This window comes from Acinetobacter amyesii (assembly GCF_002018365.1).
Classification (GTDB): Bacteria; Pseudomonadota; Gammaproteobacteria; order Pseudomonadales; family Moraxellaceae; genus Acinetobacter; species Acinetobacter amyesii.
Map to the genome: position 1 here is coordinate 180,677 of NZ_MVKX01000006.1, position 24,530 is coordinate 205,206.

23 protein-coding genes are annotated in these 24,530 nt (G+C 42.5%); 8 read left to right on the forward strand and 15 right to left on the reverse strand.

Annotated elements, in window-relative coordinates:
- The first annotated feature begins 201 nt into the window (after positions 1 to 201).
- The gene (locus tag B1202_RS10850) at positions 202 to 801 is read left to right on the forward strand and encodes an SPOR domain-containing protein (RefSeq protein ID WP_078190609.1); all 600 of its coding nucleotides are present in this window, start codon (positions 202 to 204) and stop codon (positions 799 to 801) included.
- Positions 802 to 945: 144 nt separating this feature from the next.
- On the opposite strand, the gene asd is transcribed toward B1202_RS10850, so the two are convergent.
- The 5 genes from asd to B1202_RS10875 form a co-directional block, all read right to left on the reverse strand.
- Entirely contained in the window at positions 946 to 1,797 is an 852-nt protein-coding gene (gene asd / locus B1202_RS10855) for an archaetidylserine decarboxylase (protein ID WP_078190610.1), read from the reverse strand.
- A complete protein-coding gene (locus tag B1202_RS10860; protein WP_078190675.1) occupies positions 1,794 to 2,642 on the reverse strand; it encodes a sulfurtransferase in 849 nt (282 codons plus the stop codon). The genes asd and B1202_RS10860 overlap by 4 nt, the downstream gene beginning before the upstream one ends.
- A 152-nt stretch (positions 2,643 to 2,794) precedes the next feature.
- Positions 2,795 to 4,003 carry a nicotinate phosphoribosyltransferase gene (gene pncB, locus B1202_RS10865; RefSeq protein WP_078190611.1) on the reverse strand — a complete coding sequence of 403 codons (1,209 nt, stop codon included), beginning with the start codon at positions 4,001 to 4,003 and terminating at the stop codon, positions 2,795 to 2,797.
- Between the two features lie 146 nt (positions 4,004 to 4,149).
- Positions 4,150 to 4,650: an ankyrin repeat domain-containing protein gene (locus B1202_RS10870; protein WP_078190612.1), complete on the reverse strand. Its 501-nt coding sequence runs from the start codon at positions 4,648 to 4,650 to the stop codon at positions 4,150 to 4,152.
- A 182-nt stretch (positions 4,651 to 4,832) separates the two neighbouring features.
- Complete coding sequence (locus B1202_RS10875) at positions 4,833 to 6,350, reverse strand: catalase (protein ID WP_078190613.1); 1,518 nt, start codon at positions 6,348 to 6,350, stop codon at positions 4,833 to 4,835.
- 229 nt (positions 6,351 to 6,579) lie between these two features.
- Between B1202_RS10875 and dtd the strand changes: the two genes are divergently transcribed.
- Positions 6,580 to 7,020 carry a D-aminoacyl-tRNA deacylase gene (gene dtd, locus B1202_RS10880; RefSeq protein WP_078190614.1) on the forward strand — a complete coding sequence of 147 codons (441 nt, stop codon included), beginning with the start codon at positions 6,580 to 6,582 and terminating at the stop codon, positions 7,018 to 7,020.
- Positions 7,021 to 7,104: 84 nt separating this feature from the next.
- On the opposite strand, the gene B1202_RS10885 is transcribed toward dtd, so the two are convergent.
- The 3 genes from B1202_RS10885 to serB form a co-directional block, all read right to left on the reverse strand.
- Complete coding sequence (locus B1202_RS10885; RefSeq protein WP_078190615.1) at positions 7,105 to 7,584, reverse strand: SCP2 sterol-binding domain-containing protein; 480 nt, start codon at positions 7,582 to 7,584, stop codon at positions 7,105 to 7,107.
- A gap of 156 nt (positions 7,585 to 7,740) precedes the next feature.
- Positions 7,741 to 8,073, reverse strand: coding sequence for an AciT family ciprofloxacin tolerance protein (aciT, locus tag B1202_RS10890; protein WP_078190616.1), 333 nt, complete (start codon positions 8,071 to 8,073; stop codon positions 7,741 to 7,743).
- 414 nt (positions 8,074 to 8,487) lie between these two features.
- Complete coding sequence (serB, locus tag B1202_RS10895; RefSeq protein WP_078190617.1) at positions 8,488 to 9,708, reverse strand: phosphoserine phosphatase SerB; 1,221 nt, start codon at positions 9,706 to 9,708, stop codon at positions 8,488 to 8,490.
- 77 nt (positions 9,709 to 9,785) lie between these two features.
- Here serB and B1202_RS10900 point away from each other — a divergent pair, with 77 nt between their 5' ends.
- Complete coding sequence (locus tag B1202_RS10900; RefSeq protein ID WP_078190618.1) at positions 9,786 to 11,042, forward strand: hypothetical protein; 1,257 nt, start codon at positions 9,786 to 9,788, stop codon at positions 11,040 to 11,042.
- A 49-nt stretch (positions 11,043 to 11,091) separates the two neighbouring features.
- Here B1202_RS10900 and ppk1 read toward each other — a convergent pair whose 3' ends face one another.
- The 5 genes from ppk1 to mhpT all read right to left on the reverse strand — a co-directional run bounded on the left by ppk1 (position 11,092) and on the right by mhpT (position 16,877).
- On the reverse strand, positions 11,092 to 13,155 hold the full coding sequence (gene ppk1, locus B1202_RS10905; protein WP_078190619.1) for a polyphosphate kinase 1: 2,064 nt from the start codon (positions 13,153 to 13,155) through the stop codon (positions 11,092 to 11,094).
- 207 nt (positions 13,156 to 13,362) lie between these two features.
- Positions 13,363 to 14,331 (reverse strand): bile acid:sodium symporter family protein, encoded by a 969-nt coding sequence (locus B1202_RS10910; RefSeq protein ID WP_078190620.1) that lies wholly within the window; start codon positions 14,329 to 14,331, stop codon positions 13,363 to 13,365.
- 73 nt (positions 14,332 to 14,404) lie between these two features.
- Positions 14,405 to 15,055, reverse strand: a complete 651-nt coding sequence (gene pncA / locus B1202_RS10915; protein WP_078190621.1) for a bifunctional nicotinamidase/pyrazinamidase — start codon at positions 15,053 to 15,055, stop codon at positions 14,405 to 14,407.
- Positions 15,056 to 15,125: 70 nt separating this feature from the next.
- Positions 15,126 to 15,515 carry a hypothetical protein gene (locus tag B1202_RS10920; RefSeq protein ID WP_078190622.1) on the reverse strand — a complete coding sequence of 130 codons (390 nt, stop codon included), beginning with the start codon at positions 15,513 to 15,515 and terminating at the stop codon, positions 15,126 to 15,128.
- Positions 15,516 to 15,665: 150 nt separating this feature from the next.
- Positions 15,666 to 16,877: a 3-(3-hydroxy-phenyl)propionate transporter MhpT gene (gene mhpT / locus B1202_RS10925; RefSeq protein WP_078190623.1), complete on the reverse strand. Its 1,212-nt coding sequence runs from the start codon at positions 16,875 to 16,877 to the stop codon at positions 15,666 to 15,668.
- Positions 16,878 to 17,601: 724 nt separating this feature from the next.
- Between mhpT and dapA the strand changes: the two genes are divergently transcribed.
- The 3 genes from dapA to purC are packed head-to-tail and all read left to right on the forward strand — an operon-like array spanning position 17,602 to position 19,878.
- Positions 17,602 to 18,501 (forward strand): 4-hydroxy-tetrahydrodipicolinate synthase, encoded by a 900-nt coding sequence (gene dapA, locus B1202_RS10930; RefSeq protein WP_078190624.1) that lies wholly within the window; start codon positions 17,602 to 17,604, stop codon positions 18,499 to 18,501.
- A 15-nt stretch (positions 18,502 to 18,516) separates the two neighbouring features.
- Complete coding sequence (locus tag B1202_RS10935; protein WP_078190625.1) at positions 18,517 to 19,122, forward strand: lipoprotein-34 precursor (NlpB); 606 nt, start codon at positions 18,517 to 18,519, stop codon at positions 19,120 to 19,122.
- 36 nt (positions 19,123 to 19,158) lie between these two features.
- Positions 19,159 to 19,878, forward strand: a complete 720-nt coding sequence (gene purC / locus B1202_RS10940) for a phosphoribosylaminoimidazolesuccinocarboxamide synthase (RefSeq protein ID WP_078190626.1) — start codon at positions 19,159 to 19,161, stop codon at positions 19,876 to 19,878.
- Positions 19,879 to 20,213: 335 nt separating this feature from the next.
- Here purC and B1202_RS10945 read toward each other — a convergent pair whose 3' ends face one another.
- Positions 20,214 to 21,488, reverse strand: a complete 1,275-nt coding sequence (locus tag B1202_RS10945; protein ID WP_078190627.1) for a replication-associated recombination protein A — start codon at positions 21,486 to 21,488, stop codon at positions 20,214 to 20,216.
- A 252-nt stretch (positions 21,489 to 21,740) separates the two neighbouring features.
- On the opposite strand from B1202_RS10945, the gene B1202_RS10950 reads away from it, so the two are divergent.
- Together B1202_RS10950 and B1202_RS10955 are read left to right on the forward strand one after the other, a co-directional pair.
- Complete coding sequence (locus B1202_RS10950; RefSeq protein WP_078190628.1) at positions 21,741 to 23,537, forward strand: EAL and GGDEF domain-containing protein; 1,797 nt, start codon at positions 21,741 to 21,743, stop codon at positions 23,535 to 23,537.
- Positions 23,538 to 23,557: 20 nt separating this feature from the next.
- Positions 23,558 to 24,034, forward strand: coding sequence for a DUF523 domain-containing protein (locus B1202_RS10955; protein WP_078190629.1), 477 nt, complete (start codon positions 23,558 to 23,560; stop codon positions 24,032 to 24,034).
- Positions 24,035 to 24,061: 27 nt separating this feature from the next.
- Here the strand turns inward: B1202_RS10955 and B1202_RS10960 are convergent, their stop codons facing one another.
- Positions 24,062 to 24,514, reverse strand: coding sequence for a YcgN family cysteine cluster protein (locus tag B1202_RS10960; RefSeq protein ID WP_078190676.1), 453 nt, complete (start codon positions 24,512 to 24,514; stop codon positions 24,062 to 24,064).
- Positions 24,515 to 24,530: the final 16 nt, after the last annotated feature.

Here is a 24,530-nt window from a genome sequence, read left to right on the forward strand (position 1 = left end):
TACATTGACGCCTATACAGGCTCTTTATGAGCCTGTATTTTCATGGATATTCAGTCTTCTTTTAATGAAAAATTGAAGATGTTGAAATTGTGAAAATTAAACATAAACAGCATGACAGTCATGTAATATATAATAATCAGAACTTGGTTTTGGGTCAGTTCCCACTAGGTTCGTAACAATTACAATTAAAGAGGTTTCCTCGTGTTTGGAAAAACGCAACGCGGTGTATCAGAGCGGCCGAATCAGCCTAAAAAACCATTGATTCCTGCATGGTTAGGTACACTTGTGATCATTTTAATCGTGTTGAGTTTCTTGGTGGCCTTGATGTTATGGAAGCCATGGGAGCCGGTAAAACCGAAAGGTCAAATTACCTCTGAACACTACCAAGAAGAAACCAATAAAGATTACCGTTTTTATGATCTGTTGCCTCAGCAACAAGTCACCCCGATTCCAGATCAAGCTGTGCCTGAAACAGATACCAAAGAAACCGTGGTGATCGTTGAAGCACCTGAAACGGCTACCACTACACCGCCTGAGCCGGGCATTGAGGCCACAGAAACGACACCAGCTGCTGCAAGCTATATTTTGCAAGTGCGTAGCTATGATGACCCTGACCAAGCTGATGCCCGTCGTGCAGAAATTATTTTAAATGGCTTATCTGCCGATGTGATCCAAAGTAATGAAAATGGCAAAGTTTGGTATCGCGTCGTGTCTGGTCCCTATGATTCACAAGAAGCTGCCGTGATTGCACAGCAAACTTTGCGTCATAGCAGTATCGACTCGATTGTCGTAAAACGCTAAATTTTGAACTTAAAAAAAGCGCCTGATGGCGCTTTTTTTATTCCTTCCTTTAATAAAGGGAGTTTAGAAGGGATTCTTTTTTGAATAAATCAGCTTAGCTCAAAAACCTCTCCCTACCCCTATCCTAAAAGGAAAGGGAATTGCTTAAATGGTATGTCCTAAAGCTTCACCCATTACCACAGTAGAGTTGGCTTTAAAGGTCGCATCCCATTGCATTTTGTTTTCTTCAAACAATACAACCGCTGTTGAACCTAAATAGAAACGGCCCAATTCTGCACCTTTTTCTAAGAATAAATCGTGTTGATTCAGTTCCAAACGCCCTGTCGGTTTAACTTTACCTGTAGCCACGGTTTCAATACCTGCCACGATCATTGCACCCACCAGTACAACCGCCATACGACCAACTTCTGTATCAAATAAGCAGACCATGCGTTCATTACGAGCGAATAAACCCGGAATATTTTCAGCAGTGGTTTGGTTTACAGAGAATAATTCACCCGGTACATACAAGGTTTCTGTCAATGTCCCTGCAAATGGCATATGTACACGGTGGTAGTCTTTTGGAGACAAATAAACCGTAGCAAACTGACCATTTTTAAACGGCTCAGCCAATTGTGGATCGGCAATTAGGTTTTCAACAGTGAACTTCTGCCCTTTGGCCTGAAATACATCACCATTTTCAATTTTACCCAGTTGTGAAATCGCACCATCTGCGGGTGAAACAACACTGGATGGATCTGCATCGACTGCACGCACGCCTTCTTTTAAAGAGCGAGTGAAAAATTCATTGAATGATTTAAATTTTAGAGCATTGCTTTGCTCAGCAATCGACATGTCGATGCCATACTGCGCTTTAAATGCGGTAATCACGGCATTTTTCACCACAGGGTTTTCGCTTGCAGCCAATTTACCGACGATACGTGATAATTTGTGCTGTGGAACAACACGCTGAGCTTGAATAAAAATTTGTTTTTTTAACTGAGATGTAAGGCTCAAGACGGCAACTCTCCGGTGATCACAGGACTATCGAGTCGGTTGCCCCACTCGCTCCACGCACCATCATAAGCTTGAATATTCCAACCGAGTAAACGTCCCAGTATATAAGCTAGGCCCGACCGATGATGGGACTGACAATACACCACCACAGGTTCGTTTAAATTGAATCCCAATTGTTCTAAGCGTTGTTGTGTGCGTTCTAAAGGATGCAATTTTAAATGATTTTCTCGGTTAAGGGCAGTACTCCATTCAAAATGAAGTGCCCCCGGAATGTGACCGCCGCGTCGCGCTGCTAAACGTAAGCCTGTATATTCATCTTCGGTACGGCAGTCCCACACTTGGATCTGCTCCTGCTGCACACGAGCCAATAGCTCTTCATAGTCGGTTTGATACTGAGCACGCGCCTCTGCACTGACTTCAACCAATGGGCTCACGGGTTCAAATTGCTCAATTTCAGACGAGGTCGGTAAGCCTGCCCCAAGCCAAGCATGGATGCCGCCATTGAGTAGACTGGTATGTTCAAAACCGAGGCAATGTAAGTTCCAAATCAGTCGGCCAGCCCATGCCCCACCTTCATCGTCATACACCACCACATGATGTTCTGGACTGATATTCAGATAGCGAATGAGCTGTTCTAAGCCAGCTTGGTCAGGTAATAGTCCCATCGCTTGTTCTTCTTGGCGCACCAACAATTTTGGCTGGACATGCAGTGCATGTGGAATATGCAACTGGTCATAAACCGAACGACGACTCAAATCGACGATCCGTAGTTTTTCATTGCCCAGATGTGGAACCAATTCTTCCGCTTCAATCAGCAGACCAAAATTCAGTGTAGATGCTGTCATCGTTGTTCGTGTTGTATTTTGTGCGATTAAATTCGATCTTAGCATAAGTCATTTTCACTATTATTCTGAATTTTTGCATTCCTTTAGCAATATTTTAGATAATAAAAAACCGGATCTCAGATCCGGTTGTTGATACATCGCGACATTCGCAATTATTTGGCATCTTCTGGGATGTCAAACACCTGACGTAGATACGCCAAGAAAGTATCGTTATCCGTCATGGTTTTACCCGGACTATCTGAGATTTTTGCCACGGATTGACCATTACATTCCACCAGTTTCAGTACGATATTCAGCGCAGTTTGCCCCATATCATTGGTCAAGTTGGTACCAATACCAAAGCTGACTTGGAAACGGTCTTTGAAGTAATTATGCAGATCCCAGGCTTTTTCGATATTTAGACCATCACTAAAGGTCAGCATTTTACTTTTGCTATCGACTTTAAGCTTTTTGTAATGTGCATAGGCTTTATCGCCCCATTCATACGGGTCGCCACTGTCATGACGTAAACCGTCGAATAATTTAGCAAAGTACAAATCGAAGTCACGTAAGAACGCATCCATACCAACCACGTCAGTCAAAGCTATCCCAAGGTCACCACGGTATTCTTGAACCCAAGTTTCCAGTGCCGCTTTTTGAAAGTCACGTAATCGAACATCGAGCGCTTGGAACGCCTGCAAGAATTCATGTGCCATAGTACCGATCGGAATAATATTCAAATCTTTGGCAATCAGGACATTACTTGTGCCACGGAAAATATTTGGAACGGCTTGATAAAATTCAGCAATCACATGTTTTTGCCATTCGTAGCTATAACGACGGCGTGTCCCAAAATCAGAGACTAAGAATGGTGGATCTTTTGGATTTTGTGCCGCTTCGTATTGTTTTAACAGCGCAATTTTATGTTGAAGACGACGCTCACCTTCAACCAATATCTCTGGGGTACGAATACGTTGGAAATACAGTTCATTGACGATCGCCAAGACAAAGATTTCAAACATCATCGCTTGAACCATTGGGCCTTCTACCCAAATATCTAAACGACCTTCTTCATCAATGCCGGCTTTAATAAAACGACGTTTGAGCTGGAATAATTCAAGATAATCAACAAAATCGCTTTTAATAAAACGTAAACTGCGTAAATACTGCAATTCATCTTCTTTAAACTTCAACTGACACAGCATGTCGAGTTGCGTGTTTAAATCATCCAAAATTTCGACCAGTGGATAGGCTGTATCATCCAAGTTACGGCAGCGAAAGTGATACACACTATGGGTTTGCGGAAATTTGTGTAACACCACCTGAAGCATGGTGAATTTATACAGATCTGTGTCTAATAAGGATTGGATGATTGGAGACATAAAGACTTTCAGTTTTTATCAACTCTTTGCATTAAAGCATACTTTATTGATAAAAAGCCGATTGATTTAGTGGAATAACTTATAAATCACCACGATTCATCGACTTTTTTCAATTTTTTTGCTAAAGCTGAGCGCGATCAAGCTCACTATTTTTTGAGCAACTGTCGATATTTTTCTTCTTGACCAAATTCACGTGCAAACTGCTCTGCAGTCTTTTGCCCCGTTTTTTTGGCATTGGCATCACAGTCCACTTGGCGTAATTGCTTTGCAATCGCCCATTCCAATTTAAACATGGCACCCATCAATGCAGTATTGCCTTTATTGTCCCGTGCGCAGCGGTCTGCACCATGTTCCAGCAAACGAGTCACAATATTTTGATGACCATAATAGGTCGCCATCATTAGTGGTGTAAAACCCGAGGCATTGCGTACATCGACTGGAAAACCATGCTTGAGAAACTCATTGATGACTTCTTCATTGCCGGTTTTGGCTGCGGCAAAGAAGATCGCAATCAATTCCTGTTGTGAGGTCATCTGATCGCTTGCAGACGCTTTAGCGGGGGAGATATCTTCCGCGATTGCCACGTTTGCGAATGCGGAACCAAACGCAAGAAGACTGGCTAAAGTCAAATGCTGCATAACTTTCATGATGAACTCCAACAGAAATCGAATGTAGAATTGAATTGGAAATAATTCATTTCATTAAAAATAAATATTTAAGGAGTGCCTATGAAACTCCCCCTAGGGTGCAGGAAAGGTATGGAGCTTCATAGGACTTTTTTGAGGTAACGTTCTAGACCCTAGTTACCAATCCTTCAGACTGATCGAAATTAGTCTTTCAGTTGTGCTGCTTTGGCTTTTACAGTTGCAAGGTTACCGTTTACTGCTTTGGTCATACGCATACCGTAATCTGCATCTGCTTTGTAGAAGTAAGACAACATGATGTGCTTGGTCTCAGAATCTTTTACGTTGCCAAGATCCGCAGCCAAATTCATGATTAAATCGTCTTTTTCTTTAGCAGTGTATGAACGGTAAAGCTCACCCGCTTGCTTGAAGTTTTGCTCTTTGGTACCGATCTGTTGAACTGTGCCTGTCAGCGGTGTTTGAACTGCACGTGCTTTCTCAGTTGCAGCTTTAGGCTCTTTACGGCTTGGCTCGTAGTTCACGTCAGAATCACGCTCGCTAACATTCATGTAGCCATCTTGGTTGTTGTTGTTAACAGCAACAAGCGGACGGTTTACTGGAATTTGCTGGTGGTTCGCGCCTAAACGGTACATTTGAGTATCTGAGTAAGAGAAGATACGACCTTGTAATAGACGGTCTTCTGAAGGCTCGATACCTGGAACTAAGTTACCTGGAGCCAATGCCACTTGTTCAGTTTCATTGAAGAAGTTTTTCGGCATACGGTTCAGCGTTAAAGTCCCCACTTTGGTTTCTTTCACTAGATCTGTAGGCCAGATTTTTGTTGGATCAAGCGGGTCAAAATCAAAGCTGTTTAAATCTTTAGGATCTAACACTTGGATATAAAGATCCCATTTCGGGAATTTACCAGCGTTGATGTTGTTATAAAGATCGTTAGTCAAGTGGTTGAAATCTTTACCTTGTTGCTCAGCAGCTTCTTTAACGTTCAGACCTTTCACGCCTTGTTTAGAGCGGAAGTTGAATTTAACGTATTTGTATTCGCCTTTGTCGTTATAAAGCTTATACGCATGTACACCAAAGCCGTCTTGTTCGCGGTAGCTGGTAGGCACACCTTGGTTACCATACACATAAGTCAACATGTTGGTTGCCCATGGCTGGCTAGACAAGAAGTCAAATACGCGGTTTGCGTCTTGAACGTTGTTGATTGGGCTAGGCTTCATCGCATGGATGAAGTCTGGGAATTTGATCGCATCACGGATGAAGAATACTGGAGTTTGGTTACCCACTAAGTCCCAGTTGCCTTCTTGTGTATAGAACTTGATCGCAAAACCGTGCGGGTCACGTAAAGTTTCTGGAGAACCTTTACCGTGAATTACAGTCGAGAAACGTAAGAAAACTGGAGTCTTGGTACCTGCTTTGAACAATGAAGCAATGGTTAGATCAGATAAATCTTTAGTTGCAACGAATTCACCATAAGCACCTGTACCACGGGCATGTACCACACGCTCAGGAATACGCTCACGACCAAAACGTTGTAATTTTTGAACCAATTGTACGTCTTGAAGTAGAACTGAACCATTAGGACCCGCAGTAATCGAGTTTTGGTTATCGCCTACTGGTGCACCATTGTCTTTGGTTAATGGCGCTGCTTGAGTCGCCGCTGTTGCTGTTGCTAACATCGCAACCAATAAAGAACGCTTAAACATCGTCTTAATCTCTCTGTTAAATACCTTTCCTGCCCCGCAAAGATACTGGCATTCAATAAATAGATAAAACAGATTATTTTTATAAATTCAATCGTATTATTAGATTTATAAAAAATATACAGTTCATTTTCAAATATTTGAGCACAAAATTTCCTACACATCGCCTCGAAAGAATGCTGTCTTTGCTACAATTCCTGCCCTATGTTCAATTTTCTACTCGGAAGAAGTTATGCGGGCCTTGTTACAACGTGTTTTAGAAGCCAAAGTGGTGGTCGATGGTGAGATCACGGGTGAAATTAATCACGGTATTTTGGTGTTTTTAGGACTTGGCAAAGCTGACGATTTAGAAAAAGGCAAAAAGCTGATCGATAAGATCTTGAAATACCGCTTTTTTGATGATGAACAAGGCAAGATGGGCTGGAATGTCAGTCAAGCCGGCGGCGGTATCCTCTTGGTGTCTCAATTTACCCTGATGGCGCAAACGCAAAAAGGCCTGCGCCCCGATTTTGGCCCTGCCATGCCGCCAAGCGATGCCAAAGCACTGTATGAACAGTTGGTCGATTACACCACGAGCCAATATGACCATGTACAAACAGGCATCTTTGCTGCCGACATGAAAGTGCATTTGGTCAATGACGGTCCAGTGACCTTTAATTTAGAAGTTGAATAACCACTGAAGCATTAAAAAAAGCCCTCAAAAGAGGGCTTTTTTTTAAATCCTCCCCGCTAAAGGAGGGAAAGCAAGGCGTAAATCTTACTTACCTGTTTTTTCTTTAATAAACGCACGTGCGATTTTAATTTTTTCTTTAACAGGTTTTGGAAGTTTAGGTGGAATTAATTTCGCCACTTGGTTAAACCACACCAATAGACCAAAATCACCTTCCATTTTAATACTGCCATTTTGCATACCGGTCATAAATGCTGTTGGGTCACCTTTCATCAAGGTTTTTACGCCCTGTTCGCTGTCCGCAAATTGCAAAATAAAGTCTGCTTTTTCAGCATCGCCTGAAACAGTATCAATCTGTCCATTATTTACAATAATTTGACGTGCAACACCCAAATCTGTACCGATTTGAATGCGGAATTGACGTTCATGAACCAATTCAATGAATTTAGGGCTAGTACGTGCAAGCTGTTTCATACGAAGCGCTAAACCTGCCACGAGTAAATCAAGTGGATCCGTACTGACATCAACTAAAGGTAGTTTTACGACAGGAATTGATGATAGTTTCATGACTTAAAGCCTATTGTAATTGTTGGAAAATTGACTGGCTTCATCCTACCATAACTTGGCTTTTGAGAAGTAAGGCTTTGTATCTCAAATCGGACTAATGCGTTCATAAAAAAATGCGCCCTTAGGCGCATTTTCATTGAAATTTTGTTCTGGCACTTATCGGCTCGAACATTGCTGTTCTTCATCATATACAGGCGTGTGCTCTATACATTGGCGCTTTGCCATCGCACGCTCTGCACGGCGGTCTTCACGTAACAATACTAAAGTGAATACCACCATTGCGGCCATTAATGCCGTTAAATAACTATAGGTCACTGATAATTCAAACATGGTTTGTGTGCCAAATCGAATCACTTCAATGAGTCCCCACACCAGCATCCCCGCCAGCATAAAACTTAACCAGCGACGATAAGGCGAGAAGAAAACAGCAATCACAGCCGCCGATACCAAGCTCAGGCCAACGATTGTTGCTAAATTCGCTGTTAACATAAAAACCTCCGTCATTTGACAGCTGACATCTCTTGTCCTACAGGATGCTGAGCCATCTCACTACTGTATCTTCAGTAAATAGATTTGGTCGATCTCAATCTCTTGCAAGCATTATGCTGAGTTTTTTGCATAAAAAAAGTCTCGTTTTTTGTCCATGCGACACACCTTGTCGCAACATTATTTTGTCATTACATTTTTTCTTTTTAAAGAATTTCTAGAACAATGATGGCATCTCGTTTCGAGTGTCATTACAAAAAAAACAGCTGGTTTTAGGCTAAAAAAATTAATTTTTCGAATGCTGTTAATCGTTGTTTTTATCGACAATTTTCTTCTACCGTTCATCGGATGAGCTGAATTCTTGGCATAAAAAAACGCAGCCTTTTGGCTACGTTTTTTAGTATGACTTAAATGGTTTTAAGCACGATTTAAATCTTTATCATGCACACCAAGCAGGTAAAGAACACCATCTAGACCCACGCTTGAAATGGCTTGATTGGCATTTTGACGAACCAAAGGTTTCGCACGGAAGGCAACGCCTAAGCCGGCTAAAGACAACATAGGTAAGTCATTCGCACCATCACCGACAGCAATGGCTTGTTCTAATGAAATCCCCATTTCCTCAGCGATTTGTGTCAACAAGTAGGCTTTGCGAGCACCATCCACAATATGACCTTTCACTTCACCGGTTACCGCGCCATCTTGGACGTCCAGTACATTGGCATGGACTTCATCGATACCCAGTTTTGCTTGTAGATATTCAGCAAAATACTGAAAACCACCTGACAAAATAGCCGTGCGATAACCCAATGATTTCAGCGTTGAAATCAGACGTTCCGCACCTTCTGTAACAGTCAAACGTTCTGCAATTTTAGGTAATACCGAAGCATCCATACCTTTGAGCAGTGCCACACGTGCACGGAAACTTTGTTGGAAATCGAGTTCACCTTGCATAGCACGTTCAGTGATTTCAGCCACTTGAGCGCCGACACCCGCTTCAATCGCCAATTCGTCAATTACTTCTTGCTCAATCAGCGTCGAGTCCATATCAAAGCAGACCAAACGACGATTACGACGGTAAGCATTGTCCTCTTGAACGGCAACATCTACCCCAAGTTCGGTAGATAGACGTAAACATGCTGCACGCATCGCAGTAGCATCCAACATTTGGCCTTTTAAACCAAATTGAACACAGGCACGGCGCGGACCTTCGCTTGATCCATCTAATTCTGGACGGCCAGATAAACGAGTCACAGTTTCGATATTGAAGCCTTGGCTCGACACAATATTTGTAACTGCCTGTAAATGAGACGCCTGTAATTCTGGCGCAAGTGCCGTCACGATATAGCGTGTGCGGCCTCCCTCATTTACCCATTGTTGATATTCTGTTGTAGAGATTGGTTTAAAGCGCACAGTTAAGCCAATATCATGTGCTAAAATCAACATCTCCTTCATGGCTAATGCTGTCGCAGTCTGGTCTTCCGACGAAACAACAATACCTAAAGTCAGCTGATTGTGGATGACTGCTTGTCCGACATCTAAAATCTGTAAGGAATGTGCGGACAAAACCTGCATTAATCGTGTAAATTGATTAGGTTGGTCAGGTCCTAAAAGTGATATAAGAATGATTTCTCGCATGAATTGACTCGGGTCTGAGCTACAACTAATGTAAGAATCATAATCTAAATTGAATAGAATTGCCTTGGAAGTTTACGTTGAATGCGCCTAGACAAGGGCTATTTGCTAGCCTATTAGTAGTTTGTTTTGCTTTGCATACCTTTTTATTGGTATTGGCAACAACCCACCAACTGAACGAAAACCGTGCCAGTCAGGGACAACTGATGACCAGTCAATTGGTTACAGACAGCCTATCTGAGCTTGAGCCGGCCAATACCGTATCATTAGCCTTACTTGCTGACCGCTATGCAACCAACCCGAGCGTGGCTTCCATCCGCATCTTAAATGCCAATAATCAAGTTTTGGCCACAGGCGGTTTGACCAAAACCCGTGACGGTGAAATCTTTGTTCGAGATGCGCTGCAAAACGAAAAGAAAGTCGGAACGGTTGAAATCACCTTAATTAAACCAAGTATTGGTGAAATCTTACGTACGCAATGGGCCGCGATTCTATTTTCATTATTCTTACATGGCTTGTTGTGGTTGGCGTATCGCGCTATTGCACGTCCAAGTCGTACTGAATATTTAGCGCGAATCAACAATGAATCACGTCTAAAACACGAAATTCAAACGCTAGCGCAGGCTTTAGAACAAGAAAAACATAATGCCGCTGTGGCGATTGCTCAAGCGCAGCAAAATGCGCAAGCCAAAGCAAAACAGCATAAAGACATGAAACCAGTGGTTCTCGACAGCAACAGCTTGGCATTAAATATTCAATTTTATGATCCGAAACAACTGCTCGATAGCGTCAACAAAACCGTGTCTGTGCCGTATTTTAATCTCTGCCAAATTTTCTTGAATAAAACCACAGAACTCTGTGTTCAACATTATAAATTGAACAGTTCTGACATCAGTACGGTACATAAGTTTGATGAACATGGTGCAACCATCAGCATGACCGCTGACACTCCAGATGCGCTGCGTTGCCTCACCATGATCAGCTCAGTATTCCAATTGCTTTCTGATGTTTTATATAAACGCTACCGTGAAGAAAAACGTTTCGTTTTACAAACCCGTAGCGCGATTTCAAGCTCTGTCGAAGCCATGCAATTGTCTTCTGTACAAGCGGCTGAACGTTTAGTCCAACAATTGGTTGCCAAAGAAAGTGCCATTCATGTGCCGACAACTTTGCTCAAAGAGATTTCAGATCATTTCCAATTGGTCAGCTTGCCAAATCCGACCAATGTGCTCACTCGTCATGCGTTTATGCTCAATGGAATGGACAGTGATGCCGCTGAATTGGCTCAAAACTTCAGAACTGAAATTTTAAAATCCAAACAATCAAAAGCCTCTTAAAGGTTTGAGCGAAATCAAAAATCCCGACTTAAGTCGGGATTTTTTTGTCTTAAACGGTCGAAATTTTCTGTGCAATCAAATATTTTTGCGCATTCTGCGGTTCGGCACCTGCTTCAACCACGACTTTCTCCCATTGCCCATGCGACTGCATTTCCCATGCATTTTGATTATCGTCCAAATAGTTAAGTAAACCATCCTTCATAATGCGTTTTTTCAAACGGCTTTCCAAAATGGGAAAACATGTTTCGACCCGTGAAAATAAGTTACGTCCCATCCAATCGGCACTGGCACAGTACAATCGTTTTTCGCCTGCATGCTCAAAATAATACACTCGAGTATGCTCTAAGAAGCGTCCGACGATGGATCTCACATGAATATTCTCAGACATCCCTTTGACCTGAGGAATCAAACAACAAATCGAACGGATAATTAAATCTACACGCACCCCTGCTTGCGATGCACGATACAAAGCAGCAATCAGTTGCGGTTCCGTGAGTGCATTGACCTTCACAATAATTCGTGCGTATTTTCCCGCTTGTGCAGCAACAACTTCCTGTTCAATTAGTTTCAATAATTCAGTATGCAGGGTAAATGGTGCATGCAATAAAGCTTTTAGTTTCGCCATCTTGCCCATGCCGGTCAGTTCCTGAAACATACGATGCACATCCTCGCAAATATCGGGATGCGTCGTCATCAGGCCATAATCGGTATACATCCGCGCATTGCCTGCGTGGTAGTTACCTGTTCCCAAATGGGCGTAGCGTAACAACTGATTATTTTCACGGCGTACAATCAAAATCATCTTGGCATGGGTTTTATAGCCCACAATGCCATACACCACGACAGCCCCAGCTTCTTGCAATATATTGGCCACAGTAATATTGGATTCTTCATCAAACCGCGCCCGAAGTTCGATGACGGCGGTTACTTCCTTGCCGTTGCGAGCGGCCTCCGCCAAAACTTGTACGATGTCTGAATCTGGCCCACTGCGATAGAGCGTCTGCTTAATGGCTAAAACCTGCGGATCTTTTGCAGCTTCACGTAATAAGTTGATGACCGGTTGAAAGGAGTCAAACGGATGATGTAACAACACATCTTGTGTTTTTAATACATCAAAAATCGCGGTTTGTTTACGAAAAACTTTAGGAATAATCGGTGTATAGACCGGATATTTCAGTTCAGGTCGATTAAAACTGGTACTGAGACGTGATAAATTGATCGGGCCGTCAATGCGATAGAGTTCCTGCTCACTCAAATCAAATTCATCTAACAAATAATCAATAATGCTTTGCGGACAATCATCTTCAATTTCTAAGCGAACTGCCCGACCAAAACGCCGTGAAGACAATTCATCTTTTAATGCCACAGCCAAGTCATCCACATCCTCAGCCAAAACCAAATCTGCATTGCGTGTCACTCGAAAGGCATAACAGCCTGTCGCTTTCATCCCCGGAAATAAATCATTGATATGTTGCTGAATAATGGCGGTCAGGAAAATTTGTGTCTCTGCACTGCCTTCAACTTCGACGGGCATTTTGATTAAACGCGGCAACGAACGTGGCGCAGGCACAATCGCCATTTCAATGGCACGACCAAAGGCATCTTTGCCTTCTAGGCTCACAATAAAGTTGAGGCTTTTATTGACCAAGCGAGGAAACGGATGCGATGGATCTAAGCTAATCGGCGTTAAGACCGGTTGAACTTCTTTACTAAAATAATGGCTAATCCACGCCCGATGTTTTTCTAAAATATCTTTAAATTGAATAAAGCGAATGCCTTCACTTTGTAACGCAGGCAATACAGCATGATTAAGGGTCTGGTATTGCTGTGCAACCGTGTCATGAATCACTTGGGAAAGTTCATCTAAGACCACTTCAGTCGGAATGGCATCTGGCGTCCGTGCAATCGCATTCAAATCTCGTTGTTTCATTAGCCCCGCAATACGAATTTCAAAGAATTCATCTAAATTGCGTGAAAAAATGATGAGAAAATTCAAGCGCTCAAGTAAAGGTAAACTTGAATCGAGTGCCTGAGCCAAGACCCGCCGATTAAAATCTAAAAGTGACAATTCACGATTATAATAGGTCTCTGATGAATGCTGAAAATGTGGCATACCCTCTCAATGCTGTTTGAAACAGTCTATATCTAAAGTGTTTGCCGGCATGTTAGGCAGCGGATATGACACTTATGTTACAAATAGCATTAATCCATTAAAAAAGCATGCAATTCCCTAAAGCCGTGTTCATCAAATCGTAAAATTTATTTTCGACATCAAAAAAAGAGGGACTTTGCCCTCTATTTTACTGAATTGTTTTTTTGTTTATTGCACAGGCTTGTCTTGTTCCGATGCTTTGGGCTCACTCGTCCGTGCTGCCCAATAGGTTGCCAGTGCAGGACCCGAGATATTGTGCCACAAACTAAAAATCGCACTCGGCACAGCGGTCAGAGGTGAAGCGGCAAAATGGGTGGCCGCCAATGCCACACCTAGACCTGAGTTTTGCATCCCAACTTCAATCGACACTGCTTTACAGTCTGCATAGGGCAATTTAAATAGTCGGCTGGCCCAAAAGCCCAATAGATAGCCCAAGCCATTATGTAAGGCCACTACCCCCAGAATCAGTAAACCTGATTGCAAAATCTGTGTTCGACTACCCGCAATGATTGCTGCCACAATCGCCACAATTGCCACAACAGAAACCAGTGGCATGACCTGTATATAGGCATCCACTCGGTGCTTAAAGACAGTTCGAATCATTAACCCCACAATGATCGGAAATAAAACCACTTGTAAAATTGAAACCAACATCGATGCCGCATTAATTTCAATCCATTGGCTTGCTAACAAATAGAAAATCGCAGGGGTTAAAACCGGTGCGAGTAATGTCGAAACAGAGGTACAGGCAACAGATAATGCGGTATTGCCTTTTGCCATATAGGTGATGACATTAGAGGCCGTTCCACCCGGGCAGCAACCGACAAGAATGACCCCGATCGCGATTTCTGTCGGCAGTTGCAATAATTTACACAAGAAAAATGCCAATCCCGGCATCACAATAAACTGTGCCAAAACCCCGATCATCACAGCTTTAGGACTTTGCAATACACTTTTAAAATCTTGCAGTGTCATGGTCATGCCCATTCCCAACATAATGATGCCTAGCATCCATGGGATATATGCTTTTAACCAAACAAATACATCGGGAAAAAACATGGCGAGCGCTGCAAACAGCACCACCCAAATCGCAAATGTTTTCTGCACAAATTGAGTGAATTTTAAGAAAGCCGACATAGGCATCTTCCATTTAAAAACAGGGACAAAAAAAGGCACACCCTTGTGCCTTTTCTCAACTGAGCCCACTGGGTCATGCCAAAGATAATGCCTGTGCATGCTGCTGCACAATATCTTTCAGGTAAATACGCTTCACCCCATTCGCCAACATGTCTTGCCATGCATGCTGAAGCGAACCCTGTAAATCGATCCCTTTGGTCAAATCAGCAATCACAAAAGTTTCAAAACCAAGCTTACGTGCATCCATTGCCGTCCATGCAACACAGAAATCCGTGGCGATCCCCACCACAAAGACCGTATCAATACCACGTTCGCGCAAATAGCCCGCCAAACCTGTTGAGGTTTTATGATCCGCTTCCATAAACGCAGAGTAGCTGTCGATATGTTGATGAAAACCTTTCCGGATAATCAGCTGCGCCGTCGGTAAATTTAAATCAGGATGCAATTCGGCATCCTGTGTGCCTTGTACACAATGCGTCGGCCACAGTACTTGCGCCCCATAACTCAGCTCTATGCTGTCATAAGGTGCATGCTCAGGATGATTTTCAGCAAAAGAAATATGGTCGGCTGGATGCCAATCTTGAGTCAGCACAATATTCGCAAAGTATTGTCCCAGTTGATTAATCCCTGGAATAATTTGATCTGCATTGGCAACAGCCAACTGACCACCTGGGGTAAAACCATTTTGTACATCGACCACAATCAGCGCTGTATTTTTTTGCATATCTCTCCATCCGTTGTCATGCATTGTCGGCGACTCTACTGATTCGCTCATATTTTAAAAGCCTTAGTATTCAGTCCTGTGCATAAAAATAAAATGACTGTCCTTCCTGACAATACCGATACTTGGGCAAATGCTCAACCAAACGCTGTGCAAAGCGTGGGTAAATACGGGCTTTTCGCCGAGTCGAGGCATGAAAATAAAAATATCGCGGTTGATGTTGAAAGATATATTTTAATAAATGGCTGCGTGTCTGTTGCATGACCTCAAACGCATTAATATTTTCAGCAACATCTTCTAGGGTAGGTTCATCGGCAAAGGCCAACCACGCATTTTTTCTCGGCTGTTGGCGATTTCTTTGAAATACAGGTTTGAGTTCCAAGATAAATTCGTATTGATGTAGATACAAACTGAATTCACGTTGATCAACTTTAAAAATTGCGACCAGTTTTCTTGCTGACATAGCCCCTCTACGTTGATTTTTTATTTTCTCTTTCTGCTGTATTTTTACATAAAATACATTTATTTATCTTGATTTAAAGCATTAGCGCGACTTCAATTGTCGCCATAAAAAAGCCCGCAATATGCGGGCTTTTTTGATATGACATGTTCCTTAAGATGGAATACGACGTACCAACAACAACATAAATACTGCAGAGATTGCGATACATGGAATTGCAGCGGTAATCACCCCTGCCGCACCAAAACCTGCTGCCAATAGCTGACCGGCAATTGCAGGGCCTAACATTGCACCGACACGACCAACGGCTGAAGCTACACCAACACCCGTACCACGTAACTGTGTTGGATATACGATACCACCGAAGGCATACAGCACCCCTTGGCAACCAATCACGAATGCACCGACTAAAGCTGATGCCATGTACATTTGAGTCAATGAACCTGCACCATTCAGCGCAAATAGACCTGCCAAAATACCGCCGTACATCAAAATGATCACATAAGCTTTCTTCCAACGGTCAGTCAACATACCTAAAATGATCGTACCAATGGTTGCACTCACCATGAAGTAGAACTGCGCAGTTGCACCATCTTTACGTGTGAAACCGAGTTCGGTGAACAACGACGGTAACCAGCTCAACATGATGTACACCACCATCAAGGTGAAGAAGTAGCTCACCCAAATTGAGAAGGTACGTAAACGGTTTTCTGTGTTGAATAGGTTTTTGAAAGCACCTTGTTGTACTTCGCCATTGGCAGTCGCTTGAACCGCTTGATCTTTGGCTTTCAAGAATTCACGCGATTCAGGCAAGAACCAGATCATCAATGGAATGACAATGATCGGTAATAAACCACCTAAATAGAAAATATTTTTCCAGTTTGCACCGAAGTCTGTCATTGCAACCAATGACAAAATTGCCGCACCCACAGGCATACCACAGTACATCAAACCGACTGCACGACCACGATTTTGTGGCGTTACCGCTTCAGATGCCAAGGTAATTAAAATTGGCATTGCTGCCCCTAAACCCGCACCGGCAAGAAAACGTACAGCTAGTAAGCTATGGAAGCTATTTACCCATACCGTACATAAGGTAAAGATGGCGAACATCCCCGTAGACCAAATTAATACTTTTTTACGGCCCACTCGGTCTGCAATACGACCACCCACCAAAGCACCAGGTAATAATCCTAAAATACCGGCACTAAAAAACACCCCTAGCTGCGAGCTATCCAGCCCGAAATATTCACGAATCCCTGCTGCTGCAATACCTGCAGCCTGAATATCCAGACCTTCGATTACGGCAATAAGGAAACAGATTGCTACCGTGACAATAGCATGCTTGTTATCTGACTTTTCCATTGGAGAATCCTTGTTGTCATCAGCGTTCAAATTAAGTTCGCATCATCGCTGAGCCGTATAGAGGATATAACTACCAATAAGTTGAAGCCTTTCGTCTGAAATTCGATTACGTGCATGGTGTAATAGTTTTTGTGCTTTAAGTCACAAAGTCGTAAAAACAATTAAAGATTTGAAATAAAAAAATATGAATCGTGCAATGAACAGTCAAATCAAGCGATTTTTTTATACGCGCATAAAAACATGTCCACTTCTATTAGATAAAAAAAAGATTATTACCCAAGTTTTTAACAATCATTTGTAATAAAACCCGAGCGAATTGATATAGTTTTTAAATCTTTAGTCATTGTTATTTAATCTTAAATTCTGATTAAAAAGCACGGAATACAGATAGATCAACCTTTTGCTGATGATTTAATCAATCCCCATCAGCCATGCCAACCCTCTCGATTGAGTAAAACATTTTCAAGATTCAGCCCTGCTGAACAATTTTCAGGCTGCAAAAAAACCGCTATTTTACACTTGATTGTTTTAAGTTTGATTTGTATAAAGAATTTTATGGCTTTGACCAAAGCATATTGTTCTTATGCGTTTGATCAGTCATAATTTGCGTAAGCATTATTCAATTTGGGTATAGCCCAATGAACATGCTACAAATCAAAATTCGAAACCATCCAGAAATCTATATTTCATCTTGTCGGATGGACAAATAGGATAGCTTTTCAAAATGACTCAGCAAGCTCAGACCATTCAAGGTTCAATTGTCGCAATCGTCACCCCAATGTTTGAAGATGGCAGCGTAGATTGGAAGAGCCTCGAGAAGCTGGTTGAGTGGCATATAAAGCAAGGCACCAACAGTATTGTTGCTGTAGGGACTACAGGTGAAGCTTCTACCCTAAGCATGGCCGAACACACTCAGGTGATCAAAGAAATCATCCGTGTGGCGAACAAACGCATTCCAATTATTGCCGGCACAGGTGCAAACTCAACCCACGAAGCAATTGAACTCACCAAAGAAGCCAAAGAATTAGGTGCAGATGCGGCATTATTAGTTACACCTTACTATAACAAACCGACCCAAGAAGGCCTGTATCAGCACTACAAAGCGATTGCTGAAGCTGTTGATTTACCTCAAATTCTATACAACGTACCTGGCCGTACCGGTGTAGACATGCACAATGACACCGTGATCCGTCTTGCTGATATTCCACAAATCGTGGGCATTAAAGACGCAACTGGCGATGTTCCTCGTGGTCAAGAACTCATTGAAGGCCTAAAAGGCAAAGATATGGTGGTGTACTCAGGTGATGATGCAACGGCTTATCAGTTGATGGGTTTAGGTGCTCAAGGCAACATTTCGGTTACTGCGAACGTGGCGCCAAAAGAAATGAGCGAAATGTGCGCAAGCGCTTTGGCGGGTGATGCAGCTCAAGCCGAGCAACAAAACAATACTGTTGCAAATTTACATCAAATTTTATTTTGCGAATCGAACCCAATTCCTGTGAAATGGGCACTTCATGAGATGAACCTGATTGAAACAGGCATTCGCTTACCATTAACACCCCTTGCAGAACAATATCGCACTCCGCTTCGTGAAGCACTCATCACTGCGGGCGTTATCAAATAAAGAAGAGCAAACATCATGCAATTACGTTTAGGACTTAGCCTGGCACTTTCAGTGTTTACATTAGCCGGTTGTAGTTCACTTGCCTTTAATAACGGCACACTGGACTATAAACAAACCACAGATGTTGAACCACTGAAATACCCTGAAGGGTCGATGGTTCGTCCTGCAACGCCTTTGTATCCTGCTCCATCGGTTGACCCGCTTGCAATTGAGCATGCGCCAAATCTTGAAAACAAGCGCGGCAACCGCTATGCCCTTCCTCGTCCAGCCGAGGAAAAAAATAATGTCGTTGCTGATTCCTCAATAGACAGTACAAATATTAGCCGTCCTCAACTATTGGTGGATGGAAATCAAAATCCGCTGATCAAAGTTGAAGGAAATTCTGCTACAATTTGGCAATACACACTTGCTACCCTCAGCAGCCTTAACCATACCATTGTTGGTCAGAGCAAAAACCGTTACGAAGTAACCGTCAAGGTCGATCAACAGACCTATGTTTTAAGACTTTCTTCTGTAGGTTCAAGCAATAACATCGCTGTGTTCAATGCCGATAACAGTTTTGCAGACAAAGAAAAAGCTGCAGATCTGTTAGCTCAGATTTACCAAAATTGGCCAGCCTAGTCGTACTAGGCATTTTTTCTCGAAAAAGGTTCCCTCATGTTAAAACAAACCTTGCTCTATACTGGTAAAGCGAAATCTGTTTATGAAACAGATAGTTCTGACCACCTCATCCTAGTTTTCCGTGACGATGCTTCTGCATTCAACGGTGAAAAAATTGAACAACTGGATCGCAAAGGTAAGGTGAACAACCGTTTTAACGCCTTTATCATGGAAAAATTGGCTGCGGCTGGTATCGAAACTCATTTCGAAAAACTTCTTTCTCCAACTGAAGTTTTAGTGAAAAAATTAACCATGGTTCCTGTAGAGTGCGTAATCCGTAACTATGCAGCAGGTTCACTTTGCCGTCGTTTAGGCGTTGAAGAAGGTAAAGAACTTACTCCGCCAACTTTCGAATTGTTCTTCAAAGACGATGCGTTAGGCGACCCAATGGTGAATGAATCACAAGCGATTGCTTTAGGTTGGGCGACTGCTGAACAACTCGCTCAAATGAAAGAATTGACTTATAAAGTAAACGAAGTACTTAAAGGTCTATTCGATGCAGGCAACATGTTGCTTGTTGACTTTAAACTTGAATTTGGTGTGTTCCACGACCGTATCGTACTGGGTGACGAATTCTCTCCAGACGGCTGCCGTCTATGGGACAAAGACACTAAGAAAAAACTCGACAAAGACCGTTTCCGTCAAGGTTTAGGCGGTGTGGTTGAAGCGTATGAAGAAGTTGCTGCACGTTTAGGTATCGACCTTTCTGATATCTAAGTCGTTCATCGATTTGAAAAACCGAGCTCTTTAGCTCGGTTTTTTAATGAAATATTACTCGATTAATCCATGATCGAAAAAACAAATGTTAACCATAAAAATCCTCTGTTTCACATTTAACCAAGTTCACACTAAGATAGCCACATACCAGGCAGCACTAGGATCTATAAGTTTCCAATGTGTATGCCGACCAGATTTTCCATCTACCCTCTAGGATGTATCTCCCCAAAGACATCCTATTTTTTCAGCCCAGCTCGCCTTGAGTTGGGCTTTTTTTTGCGTGAAATAGACATAAAAAAAGGCGCCGAAGCGCCTTTCCATTATGATCATTCAAATCATTGTTGCTGTTGTTGTTGCATCCAACGGCGTTGCTGCAAACGCTCACCTTCGACTTCACGTTTATTGCGTGCAGACTCATACAGCTTAGTGCCTTTCAGTTCAGGCGGCATATAGTCTTGCATGACAAAATGTTCAGGATAATTATGTGGATATAAATAGTCCACGCCATAGCCTTGCTCTTTCATCAATTTGGTTGGTGCATTTCTCAAATGTAATGGCACGGGTAAATTCGAGGTTTTTTCTGCCAAATCTAAAGCTTTGTTGATGGCCAAATAAGTGCTGTTACTTTTTGCACTGGTTGCCAAGTACACCGCACATTGCCCCAAAATGATTCGACATTCAGGCATACCAATTGCCTGCACAGATCGGAAGCATTCTCCTGCCAACAGCAAAGCATTTGGATTTGAGTTGCCAATATCTTCAGATGCCGCAATCAACATACGACGGGCAATAAAAACAGGATCTTCACCTCCTTTGAGCATTCGAGCCATCCAATACAAAGCGGCATCTGGATCACTGCCTCGAATCGACTTAATAAAAGCCGAAACTAGATCGTAATGCTGTTCGCCCGATTTGTCATAGCGTGCAATATTTTGCTGCGCAACTTTGACCACCACCGCATTGCTAATAATATTTTCCAAATCTGGCTCAAACGTACTGGCGATTAAATCTAAAAGATTTAATGCTTTACGAGCGTCACCTGCGGCAAATTGAAATAAAGCTTCATATTCTTCGATTTGAATATAACGCTCTTTTAAAAACGAATCTTGCTGAATGGCTTGATCCAATAAGCGCTGAATTGCGTCATTATCCAGAGCATTTAAGGTATAGACCTGACAACGCGACAATAAGGCATTGTTGACTTCAAATGAGGGGTTTTCTGTGGTTGCACCGATCAGGGTAATTTTGCCCTTTTCGACGGCATTCAGTAAGGCATCTTGTTGTGACTTATTAAAACGATGAATTTCATCAATAAACACCACAGGTGTCAGTAAATCTCCACCATCGGCGATGATTTCACGTAATTCTTTCACACCAGTATTGAGCGCAGATAAACTAATAAATGGTCGGTCAACAGCCTGCGCCAACAACAACGCAATCGTGGTTTTACCTACACCCGGTGGTCCCCAAAAAATAATCGATGGTAAATGCCCTTGGTCAATCATCTGACGTAACGGTGCATCTTCACCTAATAGGTGATCTTGTCCAATAATTTGCGATAAATCATGAGGACGCATGCGTTCAGGAAGAGGAATTTGGCTGTCTGACATCTTATTATTTCGTTTCCGGCAATTGGGGACGTTTTTTCTATTCTAACACTGCCTTGGCAGAATCTTTGCTTTATTCGATATTCAATTTAAGAGGCTGGTTTAATGTCGTTATTTAAGTATCTTGCATGTAAAAATCCTTAGGCGAATGTTAACTATAATGTAACAAGAGATCCTATCCCTTATCGATCAAATTAAAGTATGATCGGCTAGATATCCCATTTTTAGCTTGCCTGACCCAATTGGACAGATTGTATGAAGCAATCATTAAAGCAAAAGCAAATACCTCAAGTTCAACAAGGCATTGATCTACCTATAAATTCATTTCAACAAATGCCTCAAGCCAAGAATATACAATTACAACATACCCAATGTGCAGAATTACGCGAAAAACTCGACAGCCGTAATCAAATGTTAGATGCCAGTGTCGACTGTATTAAATTATTAAGCCTAGACGGTCATATTCTGCATATGAACCGCGCTGGTTGCTTAGCTCTCGGTGTGTCCCCGACCGAAACTGAGTTTGGTATGTCATGGCACAAATTATTGCCTGAAGAAGTCCGTGACGCGTGTCTGAATGCTTTTGCAGAAGCCAAACAAGGAAAAACTTCTCGCTTTGTTGGCATGAGCCAAGTGGCCGATGAACCCGTGGCTTATTGGGATAACATGCTCAGCCCAGTATTCAATGAATATGGCCAAGTCAAAGAAATCCTCTGTGTCTCCCGTGATATTACGGTACAGCGACTGGCCGAAAATAAACTTCAACGCATCATTGAACAAGATGATTTAACGGGTTTATTAAACCGCCGTGCCTTTAGTCGAGTCTTTAAAAGTCACTTAAGAGTGGCGCGAGAACATCAGCAACAACTGGGTTTGTTATTGATCGATCTGGATTATTTTAAGCATATTAATGACACCTTAGGACATAGTGCTGGAGATCATTTACTGCATACCCTTGGGCAGCGTTTTCAGCACTGTTTTGATGCAAATATCGTGGTTTCACGCTTAGGTGGTGATGAATTTGCCATTTCTATTCCCAACTTAAAATCGCAACAACAATTAACAGATATTGCCAGTATTGCTTGTCAGCAAATGGATATGCCGATTTTCTATAATGGGCAAAGCATCAATATTGGGATGAGTATTGGCTGCGCGATCTACCCACGCGATGCACAAAATTCCTCGAATTTACTTAAATGCGCGGATATTGCACTGAATGATTTAAAAGGCAGTGGTCGAGGTGGGGTCCGAATGTTTAACCACACCATGTTCAAAATCCTTGAAAACACCACTCGTCAATTAACATTAGCGCGCAGCCTGATTAAGTCCAATCAAATTATTCCGTTTTATCAACCCAAAGTTCGCCTTTCTGACAGTCAAGTGGTCGGCTTTGAAGCTTTGCTGCGTTGGTACGATAAAGACCAACAATTACAATTACCTTCTCAAATTTTTGCTGCATTTCAAGATTATGAATTGGCTTCACGTATTAGTGAAATGATGCAAATTAAAATCTTTCAAGATATTCAAAAATGGATTGAACTCGGACTACAACCGCTACCAATTTCAATAAATGCTGCCCCTGTCGAATTTTTACGTGATGATTATGCGGAAAAACTACTGAATCGCTTAAAGCAGTTTGGTATTTCACCGGACATTATTGAAGTCGAAATTACCGAGCAAAGCCTGTCGGAACGTGGCTCAAATTATGTGATTCGCGCCCTCAATTTATTGAAAGACCATGGCATCCACATTTCTTTAGATGACTTTGGTACAGGTCATTCATCATTAACACGCCTGAGTAATTACCCTGTCGACTGTATTAAAATCGACCGTAATTTTGTGGAACGTATGCACACCGACTGTTCAGCACTGGCGATTGTCAAAGCGATTACCCAAATTGGTGCGAGTGTTTCCCTGAATATACTGGTTGAAGGTATAGAGAAACCGGAACAGGTCGATACCTTAAAAGAATGTAATTGTCATACTGGACAAGGTTTTTACTTTTATCGCCCGCTCAGTTATGACCATGCGATGGAACTTTTAAGTCGCTAAAACTTGTGGAGCATGACACGATGACACTGAAGTATTTAGTCAGTGCCTGTCTTGCAGGCCAACCCGTTCGCTATGATGCCAAATCAAATACACAAGAAGCGATTTGCCAACTCATGCAGACCCATCAGGTCATTACCGCATGTCCTGAAATGATGGGTGGCCTTAGCTGTCCACGTTTTCCTGCAGAAATTCAAAATGGTCAAGCCAGTGATGTGCTCAATGGCACAGCCCAAGTCAAAGATGTCTTAGGCACAGATGTCAGTGCTGAATTTATCGCGGGTGCCCACCGCATGTTGGAATTGGCCCAATTACATAAGGTTGATGTGGTGGTCTTAAAAGATCGTAGCCCGTCGTGCGGCAGTCATTATATTTATGATGGCAGCTTTACGCGTACGAAAATTGAAGGCTATGGAGTAACCACAGCACTCCTCAAACAGCATGGTTTTCAGGTTCTGTCAGAACAAGACTTTCTGGCCATGATACAAGATCAATTCTAGCCCCAAAATTGAGCGTATCTGTGTCCTTTAGCGTACCCAACGCACAATATAATCTTCAATATCATCAGGGTTGACGTCTTCTTCACTGATGCAACGCCCTGCGGCAGACTTTCGTGCCTTCAAAATACTGTCACGATTTCCCGTCACGAGATGATGCCAACGTGGTAAATCTTTACCTTCAGAAATTCTACGATAAGCACAGCTCGGCGGTAGCCAATGAAATTGGTGAATTTGTTCAGGTGTCAGCTGTATGCAGTCTGCAACGTGTGATTTGCGATTTGGATAATCGGAACAACTGGCCGTTTCACAATCTAAAAGTTTGCATGCCACTTTGGTGTAAGCCACCTCTTGCGTATCTTCATCTTCAAGCTTGATTAAACAACACAGCCCGCAACCATCACAGAGGGACTCCCACTCTAAATGGGTGAGTTCAGTCAAAGCATGCTTTTTCCAAAAATGTGGGCGTAGAGTATCGGTCATCTTCTCGCTCGCAACG